Genomic DNA, 15,724 nt, shown 5'->3' on the forward strand with positions numbered 1-15,724 from the left:
TAGGATTCAGAAGGAAGAAGGAGTAGCTGAATGCCTTATAAACCGAATGACCAGCTCAGTCGTCATTTTGAGAACCATGGCCACGACCTCACCCGCAAGGTCGAAGAGCAACTCAACCTGGTATCGCCTGACAGCCCGAACCTTCCCATCTACCGCGACATGATCCTGACCGTGCTGCGCATGGCCCAGGAAGATCACAACCGCTGGAATGCCAAGATCACCCTGCAGGCACTGCGAGAGCTGGAACATGCATTTCGCACGCTGGAACAGTTCAAGGGCCGACGCAAGGTCACCGTCTTCGGCTCGGCCCGAACGCCTATCGAACACCCTCTGTATGGCTTGGCCCGTGAACTGGGGGCGGCGCTGGCCCGCTCGGACATGATGGTCATCACCGGTGCCGGCGGCGGCATTATGGCCGCCGCCCATGAAGGTGCGGGCCGGGAGCACAGCCTGGGATTCAACATCACCCTGCCTTTCGAGCAGCATGCAAACCCGACGGTCGAGGGTACGCCGAACCTGTTGCCGTTCCACTTTTTCTTCACGCGCAAACTGTTCTTCGTCAAGGAAGCCGACGCCCTGGTGCTCTGTCCGGGCGGCTTCGGCACCCTTGATGAAGCCCTGGAAGTCCTGACACTGGTGCAGACGGGAAAAAGCCCCCTTGTGCCGGTGGTGTTGCTGGATGCGCCTGGGGGCAAGTTCTGGCAAAGCGCCCTGGACTTCATCCACGAACAACTGGAAGAAAACCGCTACATCCTGCCCACCGACATGAAACTGATGCGGCTGGTGCACAGCGCTGAAGACGCCGTGGAGGAAATCAACCAGTTCTACCGCAACTTCCACTCCAGCCGCTGGCTCAAGCATCAGTTCGTGATCCGTATGAACCATAAGCTCAACGAACAGGCCATGGCCCGGATACAGATCGAATTCGCCGACCTGTGCCTGAATGACTGCTTTTATCAACAAGGCTACAGCAGCGAAGAGCAGGACGAGGCCCGATTCAGTCATTTGACGCGGCTGGCGTTCAATTTCAACGCCCGCAACCAGGGGCGATTAAGAGAACTGGTGGACTACATCAACCTGCCGGAAAACTGGGCCGCGCCCTCCACCGAGGTACACCCTCTGACATGGGACCCCATCAAGGTAACCTGAACCCATAAAAAAACGGCCCGCTATCGAAATAGCGGGCCGTTTCATTCAATCATCCAGGCCTCGACCGCTGAACAAGCGGTTGATCATTTCCATGGAATAGCCTCTATACGCCAGGAAACGTCCCTGCTTGGCTCGTTCTCGCGCATCACTGGGCAAATGCCCGGAGAACTTTCGACGCCAGGTATCCGTCAACTGGTCCTGCCAATCGATACCACTTTCACGCAAAGCCTGTTCGATATCCGGACGTTGCAAACCACGCTGGCCCAGCTCCTCACGAATTCGCAGCGGACCGTAGCCGGAGCGGGCACGATAAGAAACAAAACTTTCGAGGTAGCGGCTTTCCGATAACAGGCCCTCTTCCGTCAAACGGTCGAGGGCCGTTTCGATCAAGTCATCGGGAGCGCCGCGCTGACGCAACTTTCGCGTCAGCTCGACCCGACCGTGCTCGCGTCTGGCGAGCAGGTCCATCGCGGTTCGCCGCACCGCGACGAGGGTATCAAGTACGGCGGTCATCGAATCGATCAGATATCAACGTCGGCCATGTCGTCAGCGGTTTCGCGGCTGGCCAATGCCTTGACGTCGGCAACCGGGCTCAGCAACTTATCACGCAGTTGCTTCTCGAGCGCTGCGGCAACGTCCGGGTTGTCCGCCAGGAACTTGGCCGAGTTGGCCTTGCCCTGACCGATCTTGGTACCGTTGTAGGCATACCAGGCGCCGGACTTCTCGACGAAACCGTGCAACACACCCAGGTCGATCATCTCGCCATTGAGGTAGATGCCCTTGCCGTAAAGAATCTGGAATTCGGCCTGACGGAACGGCGAAGCCACCTTGTTCTTCACGACCTTGACGCGGGTTTCGCTGCCGACCACCTCGTCGCCTTCCTTCACCGCGCCGGTACGGCGGATGTCCAGGCGAACCGAGGCGTAGAACTTCAGTGCGTTACCACCGGTGGTGGTTTCCGGGCTGCCGAACATCACGCCGATCTTCATGCGGATCTGGTTGATGAAGATTACCAGGCAGTTGGCGTTCTTGATGTTACCGGTGATCTTGCGCAGGGCCTGGGACATCAGGCGAGCCTGGAGGCCCACGTGCATGTCGCCCATTTCACCTTCGATTTCCGCTTTTGGCACCAGCGCTGCCACGGAGTCGACGATGATCACGTCAACCGCGTTGGAACGCACCAGCATGTCGGTGATTTCCAGGGCCTGCTCGCCGGTGTCCGGCTGGGAAACCAACAGGTCGTCGACGTTGACCCCCAGCTTACCGGCGTACTCAGGGTCCAGGGCGTGTTCGGCGTCGACGAAGGCGCAGGTCGCACCGGCTTTCTGGGCCTGGGCGATCACCGACAGCGTCAGTGTGGTTTTACCGGAGGATTCAGGACCGTAGATTTCAACGATACGACCTTTTGGCAAGCCGCCGATGCCGAGCGCAATGTCCAGGCCCAGGGAGCCGGTGGAGATGGAAGGAATAGCCTGACGGTCCTGATCGCCCATACGCATTACGGCACCCTTGCCGAATTGACGTTCGATCTGACCCAAGGCCGCAGCCAAGGCTTTCTTCTTGTTGTCGTCCATTAAAGTCCTCACGTAATCAATAAGGCCTGGCGGCCAACACCTGTATAAGTAGCCAGTATTATTCCACAGGGATTCGGGATCGCCTACCCCTGATTTGAGATTTCTACGGCGGCATGTTGCAGCAGCCCCTCTAGCGCGGCCTTCACCGTCTGTCGGCGGACCTCGTCGCGGTTGCCGGGAAAGAATCGCTGCTCGCTGACGACCCTGTCGCCAATGCCCCAGGCGAGCCACACGGTGCCCACCGGCTTGTTCGGCGAGCCACCGTCCGGCCCGGCCACGCCGCTGACCGCCACGGCAAACCGCGCCAGGCTTTTCTGCTGGGCACCCCGCGCCATGGCCTCGACCACCTCGCGGCTGACTGCCCCGACCCTTTCGAACAGCTCGTGCGGCACATTCAGTTGCTGGGTTTTCTGGCGATTGGAATAAGTCACGTAGCCCGCCTCGAACCAGGCCGAACTCCCCGGAATCCGCGTAATTGCCTCGGCTATCCCGCCACCGGTGCAGGATTCGGCCGTGGTCACGTGGGCATTGAGCAGTTGCAGGCGCCTGCCCAGTTCAGCTGCCAGCTCGGTGATGTCGTCCATGATGCTCTCCTGATTCGACGCAATGGAGCCTACCGTACACGAGCATTCGCCGCTTGCAAGGCTCGACGGACTACTGACCCAACGCCTTGGCGTAGGCCTGGCAGGCCTGCAAGGCGATCAATCCACGGTCGCCTTCGTCGGTGATGGCGATAATTCGTTGAGCATGCGCCGGGTCAAGTCGGGCGCGTAGGGCGCCATGATCCACGCCGCCGGCGCCGGAGGCGGCAGGCAGCGCACAACCGGCGGGAGCATCGTTGGCGTCGAGGAGGACTGACAGCCGGACATCGGCAGTAGCAAGGCGATCGCGCAGGCGAGCTTGATCCTTCTGCACATTGGTCATTACCTCATAGTGTGTTTGCTCACTGACCGACAGCCTATCTTCCAGGGCCACACGCTTACCCTGCTCTGTCAAGGCTTGGTCGGCAGCCGCTCTGCTCATTTCGGCCAGGTCAGACTGGTGCAAACGATCCTGTTCCGCCAACTGCTTCCCATAGCGCCAGTCCTGGATTTTCCACATTGAGCTGGCGACCAGCAGCACCAGCACTCCGACAACCGCCAGCCTCAAAGAGAAGGGATTCACGGAACGTCCTTGAAGAACAGATGATTGCCCAAGCTCAACGTGTGCGTGGCCTCCTTGGCCCAGACCGGCGGCTTCGGCATTGTGATCGCGTAGTAATGGGTGGCGCCCTGGGTAATGTCAGGGTCGGCGCCGGAGATCACCAGCTCCGCCACCCGCAGGGCCTGGGCAAACTGTTTAGGTGGAATAGGCTTCGCGCCGCTCAGGAACGAATAGTTCGGGTCATTCTTATTCCAACAACTGAACTGGTACGGCTTCAGGCAGACATCGACATAGCCGTCTCCCCACCACGACTTGCTTTTGCCATCTTTCACACGATTGCGGATCGTCCAAGCCACCGCGATCTGACCAACGAAGCCCTCGCCGCGTGCCTCGCCCCAAACCGTGCGTGCGACAATATCGCGGTCCGTCTCAGAAACCGTCATTACTTTTCTCCGGACATAAAAAAACCGACTTAGTCGGCGTTTTTGAGTTTTGCTTGGGACTGCCTGCTCTTACATCAGGAAATAATCGAGCACCGTCTGGAAACCGTCTCATACGGGCCAGCCCTCTTCTAACATCGCTTCAGTAAATGAACCATTGTTCAATGCAATCAGAAGTGCGGCCTCCCGGGCATAACAAGCTTGCACATAGTCACAGACACCATCCGCCAGCGCGAGGATAGCGGCAGACGTCAACGTCACGAATGAACCATCGGACAATTTCCAATCAATTACGTAGTCAGCATTGCGACCAGCGCGCAGCGCCGCACCAAACAACTTGTTCTGCGTTGTTCGGTCGGTAGAGATGCTCATACCATTGATAAGAGTGCCTGCAACCTCATAATCGAAACGAGCGGCCGCGATCAATGCTACCCAATCGACCGGTATATCCTCCAATTCAACCCATTCTTCGGCATTGCCAGGCTGAACATTAGCAAAGCGACCTATGATCTCACCGATGTCATTTCTTTGAACGTAAGGCATTCTTTTCTCCTAGAGCTCTGTATATCCCAAAGTCGATACTGCGTAATAAGCAGTGCCATCACTTGATGCCATGGCCCATTGCAGAATCACCGTTGCGGCTGTATCCGTCAGGCACTCAAAGGGGAACGCAAGGTAGTCGACGTTCGCTGTATTTCCACCAATGCCTGCCTGCCAAGCAGAGATCGTCCCACTAACAAGCGCCATTGCTACAGCACTGGAATCTGTCGGTCTCATGTAAGCGAATCCAGCAGTACCGCTCATGGCGACATGGGCCATTACCTTGGTTCTTACACCTGGCGGCACAGACAGGGTCAACGTGACCGATCCCGGGGTACCGGTGGTAGAGACTGGAGCAGATCCGACAAAGTCCTTGATCGGTGTTGAGAAATAAAACTGACGCCCAACGTTTATGAAGGGAATGATATTCCCCGTGCTGTCTGTCTTGACGGAACCAATACGCCGCGACCCGGTGTATCCGGCAGGCAGTGTCGGGGCGGTAGCACTCAGCGAAAACAACAGTTCGGCTACCCCGTCAGCGGCCTTTCGGATCAGGAACAAGTGATACCAAGTGTTCGCAGCGCGAGAGCCTACGTCGAGCTTCTGGTTGCCGGAACCCGACGTCCAAGCTCCAGACGCCAGAAGACCGGCAGCCAGGTTGCTCGGAAGAACAATATCGAAAAGGTCATCAGAAGACTTTGCTGCACCCGGGTCTACGTTGATAACGGTTGCCGGGGCGCCAGGGCTATTCCACATGCGCAAACCGGACATATATCCAATCGGCAAAAAAAAGGACAATCGCTGCGCCAGCTTTTTGGGACTGACTATTGTTGCATCATCAACGCCTCCATTGACCACCAACTGAGTACCAATTGCCGCTATGCCGGAACGGGACTCCGTGGCCGTACGAGATGCGAGTGCTGCTGGTGTGACCACACGCAAGGCGTCTGCTCCAGACTGAGTCTCTGCGTTCGTAGCCAACTCAACAAGCCCCTTCTGAGTGAGTGAGGCATCAGGTGGCGACGCGGGAATTGCATTGGTGATTTTCGTGTTGATTGCTGCAAGAAGTTGAGCGTTATTGCTTTCGCTCGGCGTCAGTCCGCCGGAAGTAATGACATTCAACACCTCTTCAGTAACGGAATTCCCCCACTGGGCGGGAATCAAAGACCCCGGCGTTCCCGTTATCGGATTTTCATCTACGAACTTCCCATTCACCAACCCTGCACTGGGAACGCTTTTTGGATAATCCATCCATTTACTCCTTAGTCATAATTGATATGCACCTGCGTATGCGCGGGTGCACTGCGATGAATCAGGCACTCCAACGCCGACCCCGGGTTAACGCCAAAACGCTCTCCCCAGTAGCTGGCGCCAAAACGACGACCGAGAGACAGACGCCCCCCGGCGTTGAGGGTCCACATGAACTGCGCCTGCCAAGTGCCAAAATGGGCCTCTCCAAAACGCGCACGACCCATGCGAGGTGCCCTGTGTTCGGTAACGCTGGCGTTGGGATAACCCTGGCTCCTGGCGATCTCCACGTAGTACGCAGCGGTCTGGCTACCCACCGCCAACAACCGCCGACGCACCGCCAACCTCCGATCGTCATACAGCGGCGTGGCCCCCAGGCAGGGGTCCGGCAGGTTCATCACCCGCTCCCAATCCGGCACCAGTTCACTCACCCCCGCCGGGTCCATTTCATTGAGCAAATCAGCCGCACGCGTATCAACACGCGCCAACTCCTGGGCGATGCCTTCCAGCACCTGTTCCAGCTCCGGCACCCGCTCCGGGTCCCATGCCGGGCCGCTGGGCAGCAGGCTCCGTAGTTGGGCCTGGTATTGCTCGGCGGTTCTTATTCCAGCCATGTGCAACCTCCGAACGTCAGTAACTGGTTACTGGCGGCGACGACATCAGCGACTGGTGCGCTGAGCTTGTGGTCGGTTTCGCCGGTGGCGCTACTGATGGCTTCGGCGATGTGGGTCAGCAGCAGGGTTTCGCCAAGACCGGCTTCGCGGTTGTGCAGGTCGCGCAACTGGGCCTCGACGGCCGCGCGCACGGTGCTGGTGTCAGGGGTGATGCGCAGCCGGTAGGTCACCGGTACCTGCACCGGCGCCAGTACATGCACCTCGGCGGTGACGGGGCGCAGGGGCTCGATATAGGCCCGGACCTCCTCCAGTTGCTCGGCATTGGGAATCGGCTGCGGATCGTCGTCACGCATGACGAACAGACCGACGGTGCCCGGCCCCAGGTAGCTGCCGCGGCACCAGGCGCGGGTGATGCCGGCGCATTCCAGGGCCCAGGTTTCATAATCCTGGGCCGAGCCACCGTGGGGAATGATGCGGTAGGAACGGATCACCCTCGCCCGCAGGGATTCGAGGCTTTCCCGGGCGACGCCGCCGGTCAAGCCTGGCGCCAGCACGGTGAAACTGTTGCCGACGCCCAGGATCGGCTGCACCGGGGTCAGGACCAGCCCGGCTTCGGCATTGCCCAGGCTGCCGGCGTCCAGCGCGGCAACGGTGGTGGTGTTCAATCCATTGCCGGTGGTGCGGGCGCTGGTCACTTTGTAGGCGCGGCCGTCGGCGGATTGCAGCAGCGTGTCGACATCCAGCACCGCGCCCGGCGTGGCAGTGAAGCTGACGCTGCCAGTGGCCAATTGAGCCGCTTTACGCGCCTGGTTCAGGCGCAGGGCGGCGATGCGTTCCAGGGTGGATTCGTCGGCCTTGTCCGGCAGGATCTGCTCGGCGATCCAGTCCAGATAGCCGTATAGGCCATAGGCTGCGCCGCCCAGGGTACGGGCCAACACTTGGGCATCGGACTGGCGCAGCGAATCGCTGGCCAGGTCGCTTTGGGTGCGTTTGATCAGCACCGGCAGCGAAGGGGTTTCAAACGGCATAGGTCACCTGCCAACTGTTATCGGGATTGATGTCCAGGCGCTCGCCGTCAGCCAGGGTCAGGACCGTGCGCAGGTTCAGGCGCTGGGCATCGAGGCGTTCGCTGATGATGTCGATGGCACTGCAATGGCCGTCGTCGATCAGCCATTGCAGGGCTTCGCGGGCATAGAACTCGGCATCGAGTTGGGTCTGGCGGGTCAGCTTGACCCGGCGCAGCAACCATAGCCGCGAGCCGATGCGGTCATCGGCGACCGTAGGAAAAGTGTCGCCCCACCAGCCGAAACGTTCCTCGTCATCGACGGCATCGTCGTCAGCTGCGCGGCGCCAGGTGAACAGGCTGATCAGTACCGAGCGGGTCAACGCGGCATGCAGGTTCTGGCTGATGAACATTATTGACCTCCCGCCGGTGCGCCGGTCTGGCCGCTGCCGGTCTGTACGCCGACATGCACGTGCTTGATCTGGCTGATGCCGCCGGCGATCTGGTCGCCTTGGGAAACGATCTTGCCGGTGTGATTGATCACGGGGCTGTCGATGTTCACCGCGCTGCTGGCGCGGATGTTCAAGGTGGCGGTGTCGACGTCGATGACACGGCCGCGCTTGAAGTGAATCCTGTCACCCTCATCGGTGTAGATCGCCACTTCGCCGGGGGCCAGGGCCTTGAGGCGAAAGCGGCGGTCGGCGACCACCAGCACCACGGCATGGGAACGGTCACCACCCAGGAATGTGGCGATGCCCTCGGCGCCGGCCAACGGGTTGCTGGTGAAGCCGTAGGGTTCGAAGTGCTCCATGTCGTCGTTCACCTCGCCGGCGGTAAGGCGCATTTGCAGCGATTGAAGCTTGGAGGCCGAGTTGGCGAGCACGACAGTGCCGCGCGCCAGGAGGCGGGTCAGTAGGCTCATTGGGGTTCCTTCGGAAATCGGGTTGGGGCGGGCTGAGTGTCAGTCGAGGTTGGCGGTGGCTGGGCCGCCGTCATCGCGAGCAGGCTCGCTCCCACAAGGGATGTGTGGTGGATGGGGATTTGTGGGCATCCCGCTCCCACAGGGGGTCGGTGTCAGGCTCAGGATCTGGGTGGCACCGGGTTCGCGTCGAAGGTATGGGGCGGAGCGACTTGCAAGGTGGTGACGGTGCCTTGGGCGGACAGCGAGTAGGTCACCTTGGAAATCAGCATGTCGCCGTCGAACCCCAGCACCGGGTCGATCACCCGCACCAGCGTGTTATGCCGCCACAAGTCGCCATTGGCCTGGCGCCAGCCCTGCACGCGGTAGGTGGTGGTCAGGGCGCGACCGGTGCGGATGGCGCTTTCCCAGTCGGCCCGTTGCTGGGCCAGCTCGAAGGTCAACTGGGCGCTTTCACTGATCACCGTCACCCGCTTGCGTTTGAAACTCAAGTCGGTGGCGGTGCCCGACACTTCGCTCACCGCCGCTCCACTCTGCTGGTCATTTCCCTTGTGCTGGCCGATGACCCGGTATTCGGAGAACACCTGGCTGTAGTCCATCGGCGCGTTGCCCGAAAGAATGTTCTTGCCCAGCTCCAGCACATCACTGGCTCGCCCGGCGCCGCCGGGTTTGGCCAGCAGCACGCGGCCTTCGGCGTCGTCAGTGGAAAACACCCGGAATAACGTCAGCAAACGGTCGATGGATTGAAAGACGGTTTCTCCCGGCACGATGCTGTGTTCGCTCAACCGTGCAGTTTCCGGGATCTCGCTGACGACCCCCACGCCGTATTGCGATGCCAGGGCCTGAACGATGCTTAGCACCGTCTGCCCACGCCATTGGGTGGGGCGGTTGATCGCCGCGCAATCCACCAGGTCCTGGGTTCTGGACCCCCCTTCGATGCTCAGCGTGATCTGGCGCCCGTCATAGCTGACCGGAGCCTTGAACACGTAGCCACTGAGCACCAGGTCGGCACCGATGCGCACCTGGCATTCATCACCGGGACGGATCGGCACTGCCTGGATCTGCCCCGGCCATTGCCAGGTGATGTCGAGTTTGAACGTGCGGAACTGACGCTCCAGGTCCGCACTGATTTCCACACTTTTCCAACCGCCGTAGTCCAGCCCACCGACGGTGAGCGTGACGACGTTATCGAACTCGCTCATGGCTTACTCCCCCGAGACTTTCAGGTCGTTGGGCGGCAGGAAACCTGGGTGGGCCACACCGTTGCGCTGGATCACTTCGGTCACCCGGGTGGCATCGGCAAATTGTTGGTAAGCCACCACCAGCGCCGGCAGGCTTTGCTTGAACGACAGTTTGATCAATCGGACACCCGATGACGCCACCGCTGTCAGGTGCGCGGCCATTTGCTGACGCAGGTTGTTCAGTGCCTGGTAGTGATCCGGGTCGGCCTTCAGAGAGGCCTGCCAGATGGCTTCGTTAAGGGCATCACGCAGAACCAGCACATCGTCGGCCACTGGCACGTCCCAGCGCTGGATCGGTTGCACGGCCTGCTGCGTCACTGAAGGCGTGGCGCCGAGCTTGACCACCGGCGCCGCCACGGGCATCGCCGCAACCCATTGCGCGGCCTGTACCAGCAGGATGTCCTGGAGCAGATCGGCCACGGCCTGGGCCGCCGCCATGGTGTCCTTGCCGGTAGTGAGTTTGGGGGCGTCCGTCTGGCGGATGGCTTCGACCTGTTGCGACACGCTGGCAATCACGCCGCGATAGCGGTCACGGGCAAAGTCCTTCAGCTCTCGGATATCCCCCAACAATCCCTTGAACTCCGCCACCACTTCCTTGGGCACCTCCTTCACCGCCTTGGCCAGATCGCTGAGCTGACCATAGACCTCGATCAACGGCTTCAGCTCCTGCTCGATAACGCCGTAGACTTCCTTGAGACTGTTGCGCAGGTCAGCGATGCCGATCCGTGCGACCTTGATCAAGGTCATCGCGTCTTCGAAACGCCGCACCGCCGAGCCCAGGAAACTGTCAGCCGACACCAACAGCAGCTTCTGGCTGTTGATCGTCGCCGAGGGGAATTGCAATGGCTGGTCGGGGTAGAACTTCAGGGCAAACGTGACCAGTCCGCCGTCCTGGCGGGTCTGGGTCATGTCGCATTCGCCGACCTTGACCTGCATCCGTCCCAGCCACGGGTGCACCAGTTCGCCGCTCCCCTGTTCCAGCGCCTTGAGCAATTTGTCGCGCTGCTCCAGACAATCGGGACCGACGATAAACGCAGTCAGTTCATGGATCTTCGCCTGCTGGCCCAGCCCTTCGAAAAACGGCTGGTCGCGCTGCGGGTATTCATGCAACTGGCCCTTGTGCCCCACCGGGGTTTTCGCCTGGTCGACCCAGAACCCGACGCCACGGAACGACGCCGGCAACAAACGATCACGCCAGCTCATTGGAACCTCCTGCGGACAGCGAGCGATAGCCGATGCGCGAACTCACCGCCAGTCCCGGTTGATTGGTCTGTGCAGGCTCGGCGCGCAAACCGGCCGGCGCGTTTTCGAAGCGTACGGTCAGGCCGCCTTCAAGCTGAGTCCGGCTGTTCGCGGCACTTTGCTGCACCAGCGCACTGGAGGTCTGCGGCAACGCACCGGCGCTACCAAACAGCGCCGGCGCCAGTTCACCTTTGCCTTCGGCGTTGGTCTTCTGTTGCGCTTCGGTCAGCCCTTGGACCTTACCAGTGAACGTGGTGATGACCTCGCCAAAACCGCCATTGAAGAACGCCTTGATCGGTGCGATCACTCCCTGCAGTTCATCCCACCACTGGCTGAACCACTCGCTTACCGGCCCCCACTGCTTGGTGAGACCGTCGATGGGCGACCAGTCGAACAGCCCGGCGAACACCGCCAACATGATCGACACCTGATTGTGCAGGCCTTCCCAGATCCCGGCGAAGACGTCCACAAGGGAGCCCCAGTTGGCCATGATCAGGCTCAACGGCGTCCAGTTGAAAAGCCCTTGGAGCGCGTCCATCACCGGCACCGTCAAGGCCCTGAGCAGATCCCAGATGGCCGAGAACAAACCGGTCAGCGGCGTCCAGTTACTTACGATCAAGCCCAGGGGCGACCAGGCGAACATCGTCTTGAAGAACTCGGCCATCGGCATAACGATGGGCGCAAGCCTCTGCCAGAGCCCGGCGAAGAACGCCGAGATCGGTTCCCAGTAGGCAATGATCATCCCTGCCGCCAAGGCGATGCCCATGGCGATCAGGCCAATGGGGTTCATCTTCAGGGCGAGGCTGACCACTTCGAGGGCCTGGCTCGCACCGCTGACCGCCGTCTGCATCGCGCTGAACGCCACGGCACCGGCGGCCAGTCCTTGCACCAGTTGCGGGTTGTCCTGCAGCACCTGGGTCATGCCGTTGACCATCGGCTGCAAACCGATCGCCACCGCGCTGACCGCCGGCCCTAGCGCCGAGCCGAACTGCACCGACACATTGCTGATGGAAGTCTTCAATCCATCCAGGCTCTGTGCCGCCACCCGAGGTGCTTCAGGGGCTTGCAGGGCACTGGTCACCCCGTTCACCTCGGCGACTTCGCTCTTGAGCGCAGTCGCCGACCTGAGCCCTTCCATGAACGGCTTGGCGATACCGCCGTCCGGCAGCAGCCCGGAAATGTCCAGGCTGCCGAGGCCGGTTGCATCGAGGTTCTGCTTGAAGCCCTGGACCTTCGCCCGAAGGCCCGCGAGCTTGGGCGACAGCTCGTCGATGCCGGTCAGCAGCACCGCCCTTTTCTCTACCTTTTGTGTGTCTGCCATCACTGCACCTGCTGCATCGCATTGATCCGTTGCGCGTGCTCCAGGGATTCGCGGAGCACATCCAGTGGCCTGGCCATCATCTGTTCGGGGTCAACCTTCCAGAACCAGGCCAGGTCATAGGCGGCGGCGATCAGGTCGCCGATGGCTGCGACGCCGCACTCATGAAAAAACTCGCGACGGCCCAGCTCAGCGCGTTGAGGTCGGCCAGGTCCAGCTGGTTGACCGACGACGGCGGGATGCCGGCGCAGACTGCGATGTATTTGGCCGCGACGTCCATGTCCAGGCTCACCTCCTCGCTCTTGTCGATCTTGTACGGCAGCGCCTTGATCGCCCGGACTTCCTGCACCGTCGGACGGCGCAGGGTCAGTTCGTTCAACGGTTCGCCGTGGGCCTCGATGGCCACGCGCAACGTCACCACATGGGTCATTGCCAGGTCCCCTTGATGCCTTCGAACTTCAGCTCGATGGTGGCGTCGTCGCCCTTGGACACCGGCTCTTCCACCAGGTAGGCGCCGGCCAGCACATAGACCTTGCCGTTGTTGAACTCGCAGGTGACGGTCATGTCGGTGCCGGCCACCAGTTGCTTGAGCGGGAAGTCCGCGGTGTGCAGCGCCGTCACCTTGAAAGACGGAGCAATGTCGGTTTCCTTGTAGAAACCCGGTACGACGGTTTCACGTTTGGTGAACATCAGCGGCGCTTCGCAGCCCCCGTTGATGGTCAGTTGAGCGCCGTCCACTTTGACGTAGCAGGTGCCTGCAATCAGTTGACCCATGGTGTTTCTCCTTCAAATAGAAAGCCCACGCGGGGGTGGGCTGAATTCATGTGTCCAAACACAACACTCAGGCAGCAGCGTCGTACTGCAGACGGAACTGGTTGAGCAGCGCGAACACCCGCAGGCCGTTGATGTAATCCGGCGGGAACAGCACGTTGACCCGGCTCGGATCCTGGCTGTCGCGCTCGACGATCAGGTGCTCGGCGAACAGCTCGGCGTTTTCCACATGACCTTCCAGCTCGAGCTTGGCGTACTGGGCGATCAGCTCGCCGCGAATCGTGCTTGGGGTCACAATCGGCTGACCGGCGCCGAAACGGGTGCCGTCGGAGGCCAGTTTGTGGCGGCCGTACTTGCTGGTGATCACGCCTTGCAGACGTCGCACGATGAACGCCGACTGGTGCATGGTTTCGCTGTCCAGGTAGGAATTGTCAGCTTGGCCAAAGGTATTTTTCTGATATGTGGTGATGGAACGCTGAATGCGTACGTAGCCGCCTTCGTAATAGGTGGTCGCGATACCGTAGTTGAGCAACGACTGGCGCTCGGTCAACGTGAAGCGTTCGCTGGCCGGCGCCGGATCCAGGCCCGGCAGGCTGCCGCTCTGGGTCGGACGGCTGGCGTCGGCCGAGATGAACACGGCAGTGCGAGCAGCCAGCGCAGCGGCCTGGACCCACGACGGTTGCGGCACGCCAGGTTCCAAGGCCTGGATAGTCATGTGCTGGTCGTTGCGCGCCTGGCCGGCCGCCACCAGCGCGCCGATGGTGCCGCGCTTGGCGCTGTAGACATGGCCGAACAACTGCTTGGCCCAGGACCAGCGGCCGGTGCTGTCGTCCATGACCGCTTGCCAGGTGTTCAGGCTCGACAGGTCGGACCACGGCATGGCGATGAATTCGAACGGCTCGTCACCCAGGGCCGCGACGGCGGCGGTCTGGTCCGGCACGCCAGCGCCACCGGTCATGGACGTGATGGCCGTGATCAGGCCCGCTGGAGTGTCTTCGCCATTACTCTTGCCCAGGCGATTGAACTGCAGGCTGATGTCGTTACCACTGTCGCCGGTCCATTTGGCGCTGAGGGTCACGACACCGTCGACGGCTGCAGCGGTCACTGGCAGGTCGGCTGTCGCGTTGACTTTCAAGGCCAGCGCCGTGGCGGCCTGGGCTGCGGTGGCACCGTTGACGACAGCCGCCTGGACGCGTACACCGCCGATGTACAGGTTGAGCACGCCGCTTTCGGTGGCAGTGCCGGTGAGGGTCAACATGCCCTTGGCGATGGCGCCTTCGACGTTGTGCAGCGGCAGGCACCAGATTTCACCGAGCGGATCGGTCTTGCGCCAGGTCTCGTACATCGAGGCGAGCATCGAGCCCTGCCCGCCGATGCTTTTGGCCAGGGCGACGCTAGAGACCAGCACCAGCTTGCCGACTTCCGCCGGGGCAATGTTGTCGTTGACCTGGGCCACGATCAACCGGCGCATGGCCGACAACGCGCTATTGGCGGCCGAGTTGTCCATCTCGGCGTAGAACAACGGAACACGAATGTCCGCGGGGATATTGCTGAATCCGATCGCCATTATTGGGCTCCCTGTGGTTTGGCCGCTTTCACGGCTTTGGTAGTGATGTCGCCATCGGCCAGACGTCGACGCCACCAGGCGTTGTCCGGCACGTCACGGCCTTCGAGGGGCAACAGGTCGCCCGCTTCCGGGTCCGGTACCACACGGCCCGGGGCCGGCAGTACGGTGATGCGTTTGCTCATGGGGTTACGTCTCCAGAGAAAGTCAGTTCCAGGCGCCCGTCGGGGCCAGGACGTTTGAGGTTGGGGTCCGCCGGGTCGATGGCATCGACCCGCACAGTGGCCCCGGTAAAGGACGACAAGCCGTCCAGTTCACGTTCGTGCCAGCTTTCGGCAGGCTGGCTTGCCAGATTGCGGCCCAGCTGGCACTCAGCGAAAAAACGCAGCCGGAACAACGCGCGGCCGCTGTAGACCGAGACCGGTTCGCTGCCGTCGTATTCGATGCCGGTATAAGAGGCACCGGGCTTGAACCCCACCAACGCCCGCCACAACTCGGAGCGCAGGTCATGCAGTAGATCCAGCGCTTTGGTCGGGTCGGTGGTGTCGAGCACCAGCACCGTGTCGAAACGGTCGCGTACCGTTTGCAGCGTGACGTTCTGCGCAGCATTCCTGCCCACCAGGTCGGCTGCCGGGAGGACATAGGCGCAAGGGGTTTGTAACGGGGTTTCGGCTTGTAGGGTGGCCAGGTCAAAACCGGCTGCCACCCGATTGGCAAGCGTCGGGCATTGCTCACGCAACTGCGTGAGGATCGGCGTGGTCTTCATGGAGGATGCTCCGGGGATAGGCAAGTGAAGTCAGAAGCCCTGTGGGAGCGGGCGTGGTCGCCAACAATCCAGGGTGGGAGCGGGCTTGCCCGCGAAAGCGGTGGGTCAGTCGAGATAGATGTTGGATGTGCCGACGTCTTCGCGAGCAGGCTCGCTCCCACAGAGGTCCTGCGTCATTCACGAATGCTGTGG

The 15,724-nt window shown here is 61.2% G+C and carries 20 protein-coding genes; 1 reads left to right on the forward strand and 19 read right to left on the reverse strand.

What is annotated here, in order from left to right; genetic code table 11:
* The first annotated feature begins 30 nt into the window (after nucleotides 1–30).
* Nucleotides 31–1,149 carry a TIGR00730 family Rossman fold protein gene (locus FBX99_RS14965; RefSeq protein WP_144928588.1) on the forward strand — a complete coding sequence of 373 codons (1,119 nt, stop codon included), beginning with the start codon at nucleotides 31–33 and terminating at the stop codon, nucleotides 1,147–1,149.
* 45 nt (nucleotides 1,150–1,194) lie between these two features.
* Here the strand turns inward: FBX99_RS14965 and recX are convergent, their stop codons facing one another.
* The 19 genes from recX to FBX99_RS15060 form a co-directional block, all read right to left on the reverse strand.
* Nucleotides 1,195–1,662: a recombination regulator RecX gene (recX, locus tag FBX99_RS14970; RefSeq protein WP_144928586.1), complete on the reverse strand. Its 468-nt coding sequence runs from the start codon at nucleotides 1,660–1,662 to the stop codon at nucleotides 1,195–1,197.
* Between the two features lie 8 nt (nucleotides 1,663–1,670).
* Nucleotides 1,671–2,723, reverse strand: coding sequence for a recombinase RecA (recA, locus tag FBX99_RS14975; RefSeq protein WP_047701956.1), 1,053 nt, complete (start codon nucleotides 2,721–2,723; stop codon nucleotides 1,671–1,673).
* Nucleotides 2,724–2,806: 83 nt separating this feature from the next.
* Nucleotides 2,807–3,307 carry a CinA family protein gene (locus tag FBX99_RS14980; protein ID WP_144928584.1) on the reverse strand — a complete coding sequence of 167 codons (501 nt, stop codon included), beginning with the start codon at nucleotides 3,305–3,307 and terminating at the stop codon, nucleotides 2,807–2,809.
* 70 nt (nucleotides 3,308–3,377) lie between these two features.
* Entirely contained in the window at nucleotides 3,378–3,824 is a 447-nt protein-coding gene (locus tag FBX99_RS14985; RefSeq protein WP_145131891.1) for a lysis system i-spanin subunit Rz, read from the reverse strand.
* Nucleotides 3,825–3,883: 59 nt separating this feature from the next.
* Nucleotides 3,884–4,309, reverse strand: coding sequence for a cell wall hydrolase (locus FBX99_RS14990; protein ID WP_144928582.1), 426 nt, complete (start codon nucleotides 4,307–4,309; stop codon nucleotides 3,884–3,886).
* A gap of 108 nt (nucleotides 4,310–4,417) precedes the next feature.
* Nucleotides 4,418–4,849, reverse strand: coding sequence for a DUF4376 domain-containing protein (locus FBX99_RS14995; protein ID WP_144928580.1), 432 nt, complete (start codon nucleotides 4,847–4,849; stop codon nucleotides 4,418–4,420).
* A gap of 9 nt (nucleotides 4,850–4,858) precedes the next feature.
* Nucleotides 4,859–6,097 carry a hypothetical protein gene (locus tag FBX99_RS29180; RefSeq protein WP_256662520.1) on the reverse strand — a complete coding sequence of 413 codons (1,239 nt, stop codon included), beginning with the start codon at nucleotides 6,095–6,097 and terminating at the stop codon, nucleotides 4,859–4,861.
* A gap of 11 nt (nucleotides 6,098–6,108) precedes the next feature.
* Complete coding sequence (locus FBX99_RS15005) at nucleotides 6,109–6,708, reverse strand: YmfQ family protein (RefSeq protein ID WP_144928578.1); 600 nt, start codon at nucleotides 6,706–6,708, stop codon at nucleotides 6,109–6,111.
* The gene (locus FBX99_RS15010) at nucleotides 6,696–7,736 is read right to left on the reverse strand and encodes a baseplate J/gp47 family protein (RefSeq protein ID WP_144928576.1); all 1,041 of its coding nucleotides are present in this window, start codon (nucleotides 7,734–7,736) and stop codon (nucleotides 6,696–6,698) included. The genes FBX99_RS15005 and FBX99_RS15010 overlap by 13 nt, the downstream gene beginning before the upstream one ends.
* Nucleotides 7,726–8,124 (reverse strand): phage GP46 family protein, encoded by a 399-nt coding sequence (locus tag FBX99_RS15015; RefSeq protein ID WP_028237197.1) that lies wholly within the window; start codon nucleotides 8,122–8,124, stop codon nucleotides 7,726–7,728. Before FBX99_RS15015 ends, FBX99_RS15010 begins: the two co-directional genes overlap by 11 nt.
* The gene (locus FBX99_RS15020; protein ID WP_144928574.1) at nucleotides 8,124–8,633 is read right to left on the reverse strand and encodes a phage baseplate assembly protein V; all 510 of its coding nucleotides are present in this window, start codon (nucleotides 8,631–8,633) and stop codon (nucleotides 8,124–8,126) included. The genes FBX99_RS15015 and FBX99_RS15020 overlap by 1 nt, the downstream gene beginning before the upstream one ends.
* 158 nt (nucleotides 8,634–8,791) lie before the next feature.
* Nucleotides 8,792–9,832, reverse strand: coding sequence for a phage baseplate assembly protein (locus FBX99_RS15025; protein WP_144931724.1), 1,041 nt, complete (start codon nucleotides 9,830–9,832; stop codon nucleotides 8,792–8,794).
* 3 nt (nucleotides 9,833–9,835) lie between these two features.
* Entirely contained in the window at nucleotides 9,836–11,074 is a 1,239-nt protein-coding gene (locus FBX99_RS15030; RefSeq protein ID WP_145131884.1) for a DNA circularization protein, read from the reverse strand.
* A complete protein-coding gene (locus tag FBX99_RS15035; protein WP_145131886.1) occupies nucleotides 11,061–12,434 on the reverse strand; it encodes a phage tail tape measure protein in 1,374 nt (457 codons plus the stop codon). Before FBX99_RS15035 ends, FBX99_RS15030 begins: the two co-directional genes overlap by 14 nt.
* Nucleotides 12,435–12,564: 130 nt before the next feature.
* Nucleotides 12,565–12,861 carry a phage tail assembly protein gene (locus FBX99_RS15040; RefSeq protein ID WP_145131888.1) on the reverse strand — a complete coding sequence of 99 codons (297 nt, stop codon included), beginning with the start codon at nucleotides 12,859–12,861 and terminating at the stop codon, nucleotides 12,565–12,567.
* Nucleotides 12,858–13,205: a phage tail tube protein gene (locus FBX99_RS15045; protein WP_003198314.1), complete on the reverse strand. Its 348-nt coding sequence runs from the start codon at nucleotides 13,203–13,205 to the stop codon at nucleotides 12,858–12,860. Before FBX99_RS15045 ends, FBX99_RS15040 begins: the two co-directional genes overlap by 4 nt.
* A 67-nt stretch (nucleotides 13,206–13,272) precedes the next feature.
* Nucleotides 13,273–14,769 (reverse strand): phage tail sheath subtilisin-like domain-containing protein, encoded by a 1,497-nt coding sequence (locus FBX99_RS15050; protein ID WP_145131890.1) that lies wholly within the window; start codon nucleotides 14,767–14,769, stop codon nucleotides 13,273–13,275.
* On the reverse strand, nucleotides 14,769–14,951 hold the full coding sequence (locus tag FBX99_RS15055; protein WP_144931712.1) for a DUF2635 domain-containing protein: 183 nt from the start codon (nucleotides 14,949–14,951) through the stop codon (nucleotides 14,769–14,771). Before FBX99_RS15055 ends, FBX99_RS15050 begins: the two co-directional genes overlap by 1 nt.
* Nucleotides 14,948–15,532 (reverse strand): hypothetical protein, encoded by a 585-nt coding sequence (locus FBX99_RS15060; RefSeq protein ID WP_144931710.1) that lies wholly within the window; start codon nucleotides 15,530–15,532, stop codon nucleotides 14,948–14,950. Before FBX99_RS15060 ends, FBX99_RS15055 begins: the two co-directional genes overlap by 4 nt.
* Nucleotides 15,533–15,724: the final 192 nt, after the last annotated feature.

Origin of the sequence: Pseudomonas sp. SJZ074 (assembly GCF_007828215.1) — a bacterium.
In the GTDB taxonomy this organism is placed as follows: Bacteria; Pseudomonadota; Gammaproteobacteria; order Pseudomonadales; family Pseudomonadaceae; genus Aquipseudomonas.

Bases quoted from the DNA above. Each gene is read 5' to 3' on its own strand.
- FBX99_RS14965 (WP_144928588.1), top strand. From the start codon at position 31: ATGCCTTATAAACCGAATGACCAGCTCAGTCGTCATTTTGAGAACCAT.
- recX (WP_144928586.1), bottom strand. From the start codon at position 1,662: ATGACCGCCGTACTTGATACCCTCGTCGCGGTGCGGCGAACCGCGATG.
- recA (WP_047701956.1), bottom strand. From the start codon at position 2,723: ATGGACGACAACAAGAAGAAAGCCTTGGCTGCGGCCTTGGGTCAGATC.
- FBX99_RS14980 (WP_144928584.1), bottom strand. From the start codon at position 3,307: ATGGACGACATCACCGAGCTGGCAGCTGAACTGGGCAGGCGCCTGCAA.
- FBX99_RS14985 (WP_145131891.1), bottom strand. From the start codon at position 3,824: ATGTGGAAAATCCAGGACTGGCGCTATGGGAAGCAGTTGGCGGAACAG.
- FBX99_RS14990 (WP_144928582.1), bottom strand. From the start codon at position 4,309: ATGACGGTTTCTGAGACGGACCGCGATATTGTCGCACGCACGGTTTGG.
- FBX99_RS14995 (WP_144928580.1), bottom strand. From the start codon at position 4,849: ATGCCTTACGTTCAAAGAAATGACATCGGTGAGATCATAGGTCGCTTT.
- FBX99_RS29180 (WP_256662520.1), bottom strand. From the start codon at position 6,097: ATGGATTATCCAAAAAGCGTTCCCAGTGCAGGGTTGGTGAATGGGAAG.
- FBX99_RS15005 (WP_144928578.1), bottom strand. From the start codon at position 6,708: ATGGCTGGAATAAGAACCGCCGAGCAATACCAGGCCCAACTACGGAGC.
- FBX99_RS15010 (WP_144928576.1), bottom strand. From the start codon at position 7,736: ATGCCGTTTGAAACCCCTTCGCTGCCGGTGCTGATCAAACGCACCCAA.
- FBX99_RS15015 (WP_028237197.1), bottom strand. From the start codon at position 8,124: ATGTTCATCAGCCAGAACCTGCATGCCGCGTTGACCCGCTCGGTACTG.
- FBX99_RS15020 (WP_144928574.1), bottom strand. From the start codon at position 8,633: ATGAGCCTACTGACCCGCCTCCTGGCGCGCGGCACTGTCGTGCTCGCC.
- FBX99_RS15025 (WP_144931724.1), bottom strand. From the start codon at position 9,832: ATGAGCGAGTTCGATAACGTCGTCACGCTCACCGTCGGTGGGCTGGAC.
- FBX99_RS15030 (WP_145131884.1), bottom strand. From the start codon at position 11,074: ATGAGCTGGCGTGATCGTTTGTTGCCGGCGTCGTTCCGTGGCGTCGGG.
- FBX99_RS15035 (WP_145131886.1), bottom strand. From the start codon at position 12,434: ATGGCAGACACACAAAAGGTAGAGAAAAGGGCGGTGCTGCTGACCGGC.
- FBX99_RS15040 (WP_145131888.1), bottom strand. From the start codon at position 12,861: ATGACCCATGTGGTGACGTTGCGCGTGGCCATCGAGGCCCACGGCGAA.
- FBX99_RS15045 (WP_003198314.1), bottom strand. From the start codon at position 13,205: ATGGGTCAACTGATTGCAGGCACCTGCTACGTCAAAGTGGACGGCGCT.
- FBX99_RS15050 (WP_145131890.1), bottom strand. From the start codon at position 14,769: ATGGCGATCGGATTCAGCAATATCCCCGCGGACATTCGTGTTCCGTTG.
- FBX99_RS15055 (WP_144931712.1), bottom strand. From the start codon at position 14,951: ATGAGCAAACGCATCACCGTACTGCCGGCCCCGGGCCGTGTGGTACCG.
- FBX99_RS15060 (WP_144931710.1), bottom strand. From the start codon at position 15,532: ATGAAGACCACGCCGATCCTCACGCAGTTGCGTGAGCAATGCCCGACG.